Origin of the sequence: Petrotoga miotherma DSM 10691 (assembly GCF_002895605.1) — a bacterium.
In the GTDB taxonomy this organism is placed as follows: domain Bacteria; phylum Thermotogota; class Thermotogae; order Petrotogales; family Petrotogaceae; genus Petrotoga; species Petrotoga miotherma.
Genome location: NZ_AZRM01000025.1, coordinates 58500 through 68733, shown reverse-complemented (window position 1 = coordinate 68733; position 10234 = coordinate 58500). Strand labels below are relative to the sequence as shown.

Genomic DNA, 10234 nt, shown 5'->3' with positions numbered 1-10234 from the left:
GGGGCGGTGGGCGGGAAAAGATAAAAATGAATTATCAGCAATTTACTACTTACAAATTCCGTAAAATAAACTCCTTAAAACAACTCTAATCGAAAAATCCTTAAAACCACTCCAATTAAAGAAAAAATTCCTTAAGGGGCGGGGGGCGGGAATAGATAAAAGAAAACAAAAAGAGGGCCGAAGGCCCTCCCTAAACTTCCCTTTATCGCAACAACTGCAACACATTTTGTGGAATTGTATTCGCTTGTGCTAACATTGCATTCGATGCTTGCAAGAGTATCTGTTGCTTTGTAAAATCCATCATCTCTTTTGCCATATCTGCGTCTCTGATTCTGCTTTCTGCTGCAGTTAAGTTCTCCGATGCTACACCCAAGTTGGATATAGTATGTTCCAATCTGTTTTGGGCAGCCCCAAGTGAAGCCCTTGCTGTACTTACTTTGTGAATTGCAGCGTCCACAATCATTATCGATCTTTCAGCGCTATCTTGATCCGTTGCTTTAAGTGACTTTTCGTTGAGCCCAAGAGCTCCTGCACTCATATCGTCTATTCCAAGCACGATGTTGTGACCTTCATTCGCCCCTATTTGGAAAACAAGTTGATTAGCAGCGGTGTTAGTTGCTTCAACTCTAACAACGGCACTGTCTACAATTTCATTTAAAGGTAACGATCCTCCAAAATCATCAATAACAAATGCTGATGCATCCCATGTGAATGAAATTCCACCAATATTAGCTGTTCCCGCACTCAATTCGGATACTGTTGTAGCTATTCCACCAGCAGTTATTTGAGTTATTCTAACATCCAAAGTCGAGTCTGTTAAACCCTCTAATTGTCCAACTTCTACAACGTAAGTACCTTCCACCACTACAGCACCCGTTGATACTACAGCTCCAACGTTTATGTTTCCTCCCGTAACAACTTTAACATCGTCACTACCTCTGAATGATTCAATCTTACCATCAAGCAATTTCTGTGTGTTGAACTCTGTGGTTCTTGAAATCCTATCAATCTCGTCTCTTAGTTGATCTAATTCTAACTGAATTTGATTTCTATCAACATCTGTGTTGGTATCTGATGCAGCTTGAACAGATAATTCTCTCATTCTTTGAAGTATAGAGTGTGTTTCTGTCAATGCTCCTTCTGCTGTTTGTATCAAAGATATAGAGTCTTGTGCATTCTTTACAGCAGTTTCTAAACCTTTGATTTGACCTCTCATCTTTTCAGATATTGCTAATCCCGCTGCATCGTCTCCTGCTCTGTTGATCCTTAAACCAGAAGAAAGTTTTTCAAGTGTTTTACCCATAGATTGATTTACTTGATCCATCGATCTCCATGCATTCAATGCACTAATGTTGTGATTAATCCTCATAATTCATACACCTCCATGTGATTTTCTATTTCTTGCCCTTCCTTGGACAAGGATTTTTCCCTTAGCGCTAAGGATTTTCATACATATTATCGAACAGTTTGCCAAAAACTTTAGTGTTTTTAGTACTCTTTTTTGATTTTTTCTTTTTTGATCATAGCTAAAGCTTCCCTTAACTACTCATAATCACCCTTTGACACATTCGAAGGGTATTATTTGCCTTTAGTGAGTCTCTTCCAAAAATTGTGAGAAAATAATTGGTAAACTTAATTTTTCTCCAGTTTAATTGTTAACTATTTTCGTAAAAGATCCATTTTTCTCATAACTTTCATCCCCCATAATTCTTCTCATAAAACTCCAAATACTCTCCTGTTATAACCTTATCCATCCATTCTTTGTTTTCAAGGTACCAGCCTATCGTTATTTTTATACCTTCTTCGAACTTTGTCTCTGGTTCCCAGCCTAACTCTTCTTTTATTTTCGTTGGGTCTATTGCATATCTTCTGTCATGGCCTAACCTGTCTTTTACATGTTTAATCAACCCTTCGTTTATCTTCTCGTCTTTTGTTTTTTCTTGCAAGCATTCTATTATTATTTTTACTATCTCTATGTTTTCTTTTTCGTTGTGTCCACCTATGTTGTATACTTCTCCACTTCTTCCTCTTTCAAATACAAGTTCTATCGCTTTGCAGTGATCTTCCACATACAACCAATCCCTTATCTGTTTCCCATCCCCATACACGGGTAACTCTTTGTGATTTAATGCGTTGTTTATCATCAGCGGTATGAGCTTTTCTGGGAATTGGTATGGACCATAGTTGTTTGAACATCTTGTTATATTCGTATTTAAGCCGTATGTGTCGTGGTAAGCCTTTACTATCAAATCTGCACTCGCTTTACTTGCAGAGTATGGACTGTGTGGATCAAGGGGTGTTTTTTCTGTGAAGTATCCCGTTGGTCCCAACGCTCCATACACTTCATCGGTTGATACTTGTAAGAATTTTTGGTTTTTTCTTTCATCGTAGTATTTTTTGAATACATGCAACAACGTTTGTGTTCCCAGTATGTTTGTTTTTAAAAATATCTGTGGGTCGTGTATCGATCTGTCTACATGACTTTCTGCTGCGAAGTTTATTATCCCTTCTATTTCGTTTTCTTGGTATATCTTTTCCAACAGTTCTATATCGTTTATGTCACCTTTTATGAAGGTGAACCTATTTTTTTCTTCTTCGTTTAATTTGGATAGGTTATCCAAATTCCCTGCATAGGTTAGTTTGTCTAACCCTATTATTTTTTTGTCTTTGTGTTTTCTTAGGTAGTAGTATACGAAATTGCTTCCTATGAATCCAGCTACCCCTGTTACTAGGATACTCAATTCATATCACTCGCAAATCTTAGAATGTATTGACCATATTCAGTCTTTTCATATTCTTTGCCTAATTTAATCAATTCTTCTTTTGTTATCCATTTGTTCCTGTAGGCTATTTCTTCCAAACAAGCGATGTATAAACCAGTTCTTTTTTGAATGGTTCTAACAAAGTCAGCGGCGTTGGCAAGTCCATCGTAAGTGCCGGTGTCTAGCCATGCAAAACCTCTTCCAAGAAGTTCGACTCTCAATTGTTGCTCTTTTAGATACTCTCTGTTTAAATCAGTAATTTCTAATTCTCCTCTTGCAGAAGGTTTCAAATTCTTAGCCTTTTCAATCACAGAGTTATCATAAAAGTACAATCCGGGAATAGCGTAATTTGACTTAGGTTTTGAAGGCTTTTCCTCCAAACTTAAAACATTTCCCTGTTCGTCAAACTCTACAACTCCAAACTCACTGGGATTAGTTACATAATAACCAAATATAACAGCACCTCTTTCCACCTCAGAGGCCTTTTGAAGCTTTGGACCAAAACCTTGACCATAAAACACGTTATCCCCAAGGATTAAACAAACACTGTCTTTACCGATAAAATCTTCGCCAACATTCAAAGCGTCTGCAAGTCCTCTTGGTTTCTCTTGAATCTCGTAATCTATCTTTAGTCCTAAATGACTTCCGTCGTTTAATAGCCTTTTATACATATCAATATATTCTGGATTAGAAATTATTAGAATTTCTCTTATTCCAGAAATCATGAGAACGGATAATGGATAGTAAATCATAGGCTTATCGTAAATAGGCAATAATTGTTTACTTATTCCCTTTGTTATTGGGTAAAGTCTTGTACCATTTCCCCCTGCAAGGATTATGCCTTTCATGGTTTAAACCTCTTATCATTAAAATCATTTTTAAAATAAGAAAACCAAATTAAGTCAACATAATCACCATTTCTATAAACATGTTTTTTAAAAATGGCTTCTTGATTAAATCCATATTTTTTATAAAATCTAATTGCTCTTAAATTCGAACTTAAAACATTTAAATATATCTTATTCAAATTGAGGGTGTAAAAACCATAATTTAGAATTTTATCTGTTGCTAATGAAGCAACATTTAGACCCCAATACTTTTTTCTTGTTACTATTGCATATTCGGCATTTTTGTCTATATAGCTAATATTTTTTAAACTAATGGTTCCGATATATTCATCATTTTCATTTGCAATAGCATAATGTATATTTCTCTTATCTTCCCAAGAAGTCTTGATAAATGAAATCATATTTTCTGTTGGAAAAGGATATCTTGTAAAGAGTAAGTTTCTAGAAATATCTTCATCTTCAGTGAATTCTTTCATATAATCAGCATCTGTTAACTTTAAAGGTCGTAATTTAATATCCATCCTTCAGCGTCACTCCCTTTTGTAAAGAAGTCAATTGATAAAAAATGAATACTGAGAGTAATTAGACTTTATTAAAATAGGTTTTACAACAAAAATAGTAAGTAAATATCTGGAGTAAAATTAAGCTTACCGTTTATTTACCCACACTTTTTGGGAGAGAACCAAAATTTTATTTTTTCTCTTAAGTTAAATATATTGGTATTTTTTTAATTTATCAATACTTACACCAAAGTCTTCAGAAAGTCTAATGTTACTTTCTCTAAATTTGTTTACAATAATCTTTTTGTGTTCTTCTGTAAATTTTGGAATGAAAACATAATTTCTTTTATATAACAATTTACTAAGAATTTTAAAAAAGGAAATTTCGTTATCCCAAGTATTTTTATAGGTAGAAAGTAATACATCAATAACTCTGTTGTTAGGTAATTTTTTTAAAACATTTGTTATTTTCCTTGCATCAACAATTTCAGCATAATAACCTTCTTTAGTTTTTCTTTTATTTCTAAGATTATTCATTGCTAAAAGATTTTCTAAAATACTACTTTGCACATCGATTATTCGACTTAATTCTTTACAAAAAAAATGTTGATCGTATTTTAAATCTTCGTAAAGCAAAATGTGAATATTTTTCCTACCGAAGATATTAGAATATTCTGTCAAAATATCTGAAAAACGAAAAACTCTGTAAATATCTGCTAGATTATCTATTTCTTTTAATAGAAACTTATTAAAAGAATTTCTTTTTTCATCGTCTTTGAACAAATGATATCTTTCTACGTAGCTTGAATATATTAATTCTGTTTGATTCCTTAAAGTTACAAATATTATAATTTCATCTGCAAAGTTTTCAAAATATGTTTTTAATTTTCTAGGATATAGAAAAGGATCTACTACCTTTTTTTTTGTTTGAATTTCTTTAAAATATGGAATCAAGCATAAGTCTTCATTTGAGATTATATTTAATTTTGTTTCAGAGATATTGACTCTTTCTTGAAACGGAATATCAAAAACAACAGAATTTATTAGAGAGTTTGATAAAATAAATTGTTTCCCTTTTGAATAACGGATAAAATTGGTTTTTCCTAAGTAATTTATTTTCTTTTTTTGATGTAATTTTACAAATACTGCTTCTTGAAGAGTTGTCGTAGCTGTTTTTGGATAACCAATATGTATAACGATTCTTTTCATTTTTTCTCCCTTTCCTTTTCTAAATTATTTAGAAAATAAATCCTTATAATTGTTAATTACTCTTATTACATAATCTACCTCTTCATCTGTCATCCCATCATATATTGGTAAACTTAAGACTTTGTTTGCCATTTCTTCGGTGATGGGGAAATCACCTTTTCTGTACCCAAAATGTTTGTAGGCATTAGAAAGATGCGGTGGTATAGGATAATGAATTTGGGTCCCTATTCCATTTTCTTGTAGATAATTTTGCAATTTATCTCTTTCTTCAGTTTGAACAACAAATAAGTGCCAGACATGATCTGATCCTTTTCTAATTCTTGGTAATATAATTTTTGGGTTGTTTATTTCATTTAAATATTTTAAAGCTATTTTTTCTCTTTCTTTCCTCAATTCGCCATAATGAGATAGTTTGACATTTAGCAAAGTTGCTTGAATCTCATCCAAACGAGAATTTACTCCTTCTATCTCATTGTAGTATTTTTTTTGACTTCCATAATTTCTCAACATTTTAACTTTCTCAGCAATTTCTTTATTATCTGTTACTATCGCTCCACCGTCGCCAAAAGCACCCAAGTTTTTAGTAGGATAAAAGCTAAAACAACCTATATCGCCAAATGTTCCCGTTGTTTGATTTTCAAATTTTGCTCCATGACTTTGAGCACAATCTTCTAATAAGTATAAACTGTATTTTGTGGCTATACTTTTTATTTTATTCATATTAGCCGCTTGACCGTATAAATGGACTGCCATTATAGCCTTTGTCTTGCCCGTTATCTTTGCTTCTATCTTATCCGTATCTATGTTGTAATATTCATCCGGTTCAATAAAGACGGGGGTTGCATCATTTTCAGTAATCCCCAATACTGTAGCTATGTAAGTATTCGCAGGTACTATTATTTCATCCCCTTCTCCTAAATTTAGTGCTCTAACTGCTAATATTAAGGCATCTAATCCCGAATTAACCCCTACACAATACGAAGAACCTATAAAATTTGCAAAATTATTTTCAAACCTTTTTACATTTTCTCCCAAAATGTACCAACCAGATTCCAACACATCAATAGCTGCTTTGTCGTATTCACTCTTATATTTTTCGTATCCTCTTTTCAGTTCATTAAAGTTTATTTTCATCTTTCCAATAACCTTCTTTCACTAATTTTAAAAAATTGTTGTAATCTCTGATGTAATCACTTTCATCATAATAATCAGATGCTGCAACACATAACACTGAATTTTCCTTTATCCAATACATATCATGCCAAATCCCTTTTCCTACCAATAAACCCTTTTCAGGAGAGTTCAACAAAAACTCCTTTTTCCCCTTGCCATCGTCTAAAATGACGTTTATTTTCCCATAAGGACACCAAAGAAGTTGATTTAATTCTCTATGAGCATGCCCACCTCGTTTTGTTCCAACAGGAACATAGTAGGTATAGTATATCCTTTTTATTTCAAAAGGTATGTTTTGGTTTGATTCAAAAAAAGAAAGGAAACCTATTTCTATTCTGCCTATTTGTTTAAAAGTAATTAGTTTATACATATTGATTGCCTCTACGCTCTTAATTTTTTAAGAAAGCCAGTTTTTTAACATAAAGAAGTTGCCGATATTTAATTCAAAAATTTTTAAGTGCCATTTCGGTTAGCAAAAAATTAATACTAATTTCAAACTAGCGAATATGTAATAAATTAATTTAATCTTAAAAAGAGCACACTCTAACCATTTCAATGAAAGTTTAACAAAATTCATAACAATTTTATAAGTTCGTTTTCTTGTTCTTTCGATAAATATTTACTACAATTCTTAAGTATGTATGAAATCATTTTTGTTTTTTCTTCTGGATTTTTGCAAATTTTTACTGAATAGATGGCACGTCCGAAGTAATTAAAATAAGCAATTTTTCTTTCTTTTTCATTTAAAAGATGCTCGTAATTCAACAGAATTTTATGTAATCCGATTATTCTTCTAAAACTTCCTATATGCTTAGATGTAACATTGTTACTATGTTCGTATCTAAATGATAGATCCTTGAAAACAAACTTTGGCTTAGAAATATTTACTAGTTTTAAGTAAATATAATAATCATAACCGTATAAACCTTTTTGAGATAGAAACTCGTCCTTGTCGTTAAGATAATCAATTTTCATTAAGTTTTCTTTAGTAAATAGTACATTGGAATCTGTTCCTACATAATTTCCTTTTATAACTAAAAATTTTAATAAATCTTCTTTATTCAACTTGTTAGGATCTAATTCGAAATTATTCCAAATTTTCTTCAAATAATTTGAAACTATATTCTCGTCGGTTATATAAGTAAAATCATTTACTATAAAAGAATATTTATAAACATCATTTATTCGTGAAATTTCCACGGCATAACTTTCATATAATCCATCGTCTTGATGAACAACTTTAACAAAATCTCCGTTAGCCTTCTTCAATAATTCTTTTGTAGTTTGCAATCCCCCAAGATTTATGTTATTTCTAAATAATTTTATATTCTGAAATCGTTTTTGATATTTACTAAGTATTTTATAACTATTATCAGTTGATGCATCATCAATGACTATTATTTCATATGGTTCAATTTTTTGCTTTAAGATCGAACTTAATGATTTTTCTATAAACTTTTCACCATTGTATACAGGCATCACATAACTTATTTTCAAATCATTAACATTTTTTTTTAGATAATTGATAGATAAATCCTTCTTTGGATAAGAAATAATTTCTTCGATTTCATATATTTGCTGCTCCAACGTGTAATTATCTTCGATAAACCTACGGTAACTTTCTGAGTCGTAAGTTTCTTCTGTTACTTTTTCTACCGCTTCATCGATTGTGTTATATATAAGCTCATTAGGCCATTGTTCTTTTGAACCACTATAATTTAAAATTACTGGTTTTATTCCTCTTGCCATGCTTTCTAAAATGTTGTAAGGATGGCCTTCATGTATGCTTGTTGAAATTATGTAGTTTTTATCTTCTAAAAATTTTTCTACTTCGTTTATCCAACCATGTAGAATGAAATTGTCTTCCATTTTCATTTCTTTTTTTATGTGTTCAAAGTATACTTTGTATCTAGGGTCTTGAAAATCTCCTCCAATGTGCAGTTTATATTGTTTATCTATTTCTTTTAATTTACTTATTATTTGAATCCATTCAGCTGGGTTCTTTTTGTAGTTTATATGAGCTAACACAGCTAAGTTGTATCCTGGTTTGTGTATAGAGAATTTGAATTTGTCTAAGTCAACCCCGTTGTAAACAATTTCTTCTTTGCATGATTGAAGATCAAGATTAGGATGTAATTTATGAAAAATTATTTTCATCGAATTTGCTACAAAGATCAATTGATCAATATTTCCCCAATTTATTTTTTCAGGCATGTCCGTAAAGACTTCGTAACTATGCAATCTACAAATAACTTTTTTATTTGCTATTTCAGGGACTTTGTTAGTTGCAAATATTGCTAAGTCATTTGCCCATTCGAGCCAGACTATGTCCGCCCATTTTATCGCTTGTGTTATTTCGTTTGCGTCTGTTGATACTACGAGTTTGACATCGTATCCAAGCGAGAAGGTTTCTACTATGTCTTTTAGGAAGTTGTCTAAGACAGGAAGGCAAAGGAAGGCTATCTTTGTGTCTTTTTTTATCTTGTTTCTTATTTCTAAGAACTTCTTTTTCATTTGTGGGTTATTAGTTAGTTCTGCTGCTTTTAGGTAAAATCTTAGAGATGCTAATTTGCTTCTGTCTTTGAATTCTATGTCTCCTAATAGATCATAAGTTGCCCAATCTTTGTCGTGTATCCTCATGAGGTATCTCCATGACTCCATTTCTTGATTCATTTCTTTTAGTAAATACCCATAGTTGAATAATATGTCTGAGTCAATAGGGTTTATTTTTAATCCTTCTTCGAATTGTTCTTTGGCTTTTTCTAGTTCTTTTTTGTTGAAGTGTATTAGTCCTTTTAAGTTGTATTTTTTCGGATCATCATCGGATATTTTTTCTATTTGTTCTTGAGCTTTGTTTATTTCTCCTTTGTTTATCAATTCAAAGATTTCTTCGTACATGGGAATCCTCCTTAGCTTTTGAAGTTGTCTTTAGAAGTTCTAAAACTTGATAAATAGCGCCCCTTCGCCCCACAGCCCGCCCTCTAAAGAAGAGGCCTGCGGCCCCTTAGACCCTCGTGGTGGAGGGCTTCACCCTGTACCCCACCCATGAGGATGATAGTATTTTATGGCCTTTTAATATTTCTTTTTAAGTAATTGTTTATCCTATTTTTATCGACTGAAATTGAGGGATTTTTAGCAGAGTTTTCCGAAAGCGATATTTTTGCCAAAAATTTTTGCTAAAAACTGTTGCTTTTAATTTTTAGTATGGTATAATATTTGTAAGATTTTTATATGTTTTGGTTATTGGTATAAGGGTTCCATTAACAGGGCTTTTTGCCCGGAGGAGGAAGGGTCATGGCAGAGGAAAAAAAGAAAAAGAAAGATAAGCCAAAAGATAAACCAAAGAAGTAGTTAAGTGATATTGATCGGAATGAAGGCAGATAATTATTTATCTGCCTCCTACTTTTTATTAGCGCCCTTTCACCAGGCTGGGTGGGAAGGCTTCGCCCTGTGCCCCTTTGAAAATCAAAAACTTATTTTTAAAAATTATGAAGTTTCTAAAATATTTATTCTATCTAAGTTTGCGCCCCTTCGCCTCGCAGCCCACCCTCTAAGGATGAGCAAAAGGCTTTCCCTTTCACCCTGCTCCCCCCACCCATTAGGAATGAAAATGTAGGACTTCTCCCTGCAGCCCACCCATAAGGATGAAGTGAAGGAGCTCTTTACCTCGCTTCCCACCCAGTGCAAACCCATTGTTGACTTCTTAGGTAAAACTGTGTATAATGTTATATATACGTATGCC

General features: G+C 32.4%; 8 protein-coding genes. All 8 read right to left on the bottom strand.

The features are described from left to right. Positions 1–202 precede the first annotated feature (202 nt). Positions 203–1369 carry a flagellin N-terminal helical domain-containing protein gene (locus tag X928_RS10340; RefSeq protein ID WP_103078800.1) on the bottom strand — a complete coding sequence of 389 codons (1167 nt, stop codon included), beginning with the start codon at positions 1367–1369 and terminating at the stop codon, positions 203–205. Positions 1370–1694: 325 nt separating this feature from the next. After that, a complete protein-coding gene (rfbB, locus tag X928_RS05180; RefSeq protein WP_103078799.1) occupies positions 1695–2741 on the bottom strand; it encodes a dTDP-glucose 4,6-dehydratase in 1047 nt (348 codons plus the stop codon). After that, the gene (gene rfbA / locus X928_RS05175; protein ID WP_103078798.1) at positions 2738–3610 is read right to left on the bottom strand and encodes a glucose-1-phosphate thymidylyltransferase RfbA; all 873 of its coding nucleotides are present in this window, start codon (positions 3608–3610) and stop codon (positions 2738–2740) included. The genes rfbB and rfbA overlap by 4 nt, the downstream gene beginning before the upstream one ends. After that, positions 3607–4131, bottom strand: a complete 525-nt coding sequence (locus X928_RS05170; protein ID WP_103078797.1) for a GNAT family N-acetyltransferase — start codon at positions 4129–4131, stop codon at positions 3607–3609. Before X928_RS05170 ends, rfbA begins: the two co-directional genes overlap by 4 nt. Before the next feature lie 186 nt (positions 4132–4317). Further along, positions 4318–5319, bottom strand: coding sequence for a sulfotransferase domain-containing protein (locus tag X928_RS05165; protein WP_103078796.1), 1002 nt, complete (start codon positions 5317–5319; stop codon positions 4318–4320). A gap of 24 nt (positions 5320–5343) precedes the next feature. Then, a complete protein-coding gene (locus X928_RS05160) occupies positions 5344–6453 on the bottom strand; it encodes a DegT/DnrJ/EryC1/StrS family aminotransferase (RefSeq protein ID WP_103078795.1) in 1110 nt (369 codons plus the stop codon). Then, positions 6437–6862 (bottom strand): sugar 3,4-ketoisomerase, encoded by a 426-nt coding sequence (locus X928_RS05155; RefSeq protein WP_103078794.1) that lies wholly within the window; start codon positions 6860–6862, stop codon positions 6437–6439. Before X928_RS05155 ends, X928_RS05160 begins: the two co-directional genes overlap by 17 nt. Before the next feature lie 203 nt (positions 6863–7065). After that, the gene (locus tag X928_RS05150) at positions 7066–9390 is read right to left on the bottom strand and encodes a glycosyltransferase (RefSeq protein WP_103078793.1); all 2325 of its coding nucleotides are present in this window, start codon (positions 9388–9390) and stop codon (positions 7066–7068) included. Between the last annotated feature and the right edge of the window lie 844 nt (positions 9391–10234).

What these genes read in the sequence shown, in the direction of transcription:
- X928_RS10340 (WP_103078800.1), bottom strand. Translation starts at nt 1,369, where the DNA reads ATGAGGATTAATCACAACATTAGTGCATTGAATGCATGGAGATCGATG.
- X928_RS05160 (WP_103078795.1), bottom strand. Translation starts at nt 6,453, where the DNA reads ATGAAAATAAACTTTAATGAACTGAAAAGAGGATACGAAAAATATAAG.
- X928_RS05155 (WP_103078794.1), bottom strand. Translation starts at nt 6,862, where the DNA reads ATGTATAAACTAATTACTTTTAAACAAATAGGCAGAATAGAAATAGGT.
- X928_RS05170 (WP_103078797.1), bottom strand. Translation starts at nt 4,131, where the DNA reads ATGGATATTAAATTACGACCTTTAAAGTTAACAGATGCTGATTATATG.
- X928_RS05150 (WP_103078793.1), bottom strand. Translation starts at nt 9,390, where the DNA reads ATGTACGAAGAAATCTTTGAATTGATAAACAAAGGAGAAATAAACAAA.
- rfbA (WP_103078798.1), bottom strand. Translation starts at nt 3,610, where the DNA reads ATGAAAGGCATAATCCTTGCAGGGGGAAATGGTACAAGACTTTACCCA.
- X928_RS05165 (WP_103078796.1), bottom strand. Translation starts at nt 5,319, where the DNA reads ATGAAAAGAATCGTTATACATATTGGTTATCCAAAAACAGCTACGACA.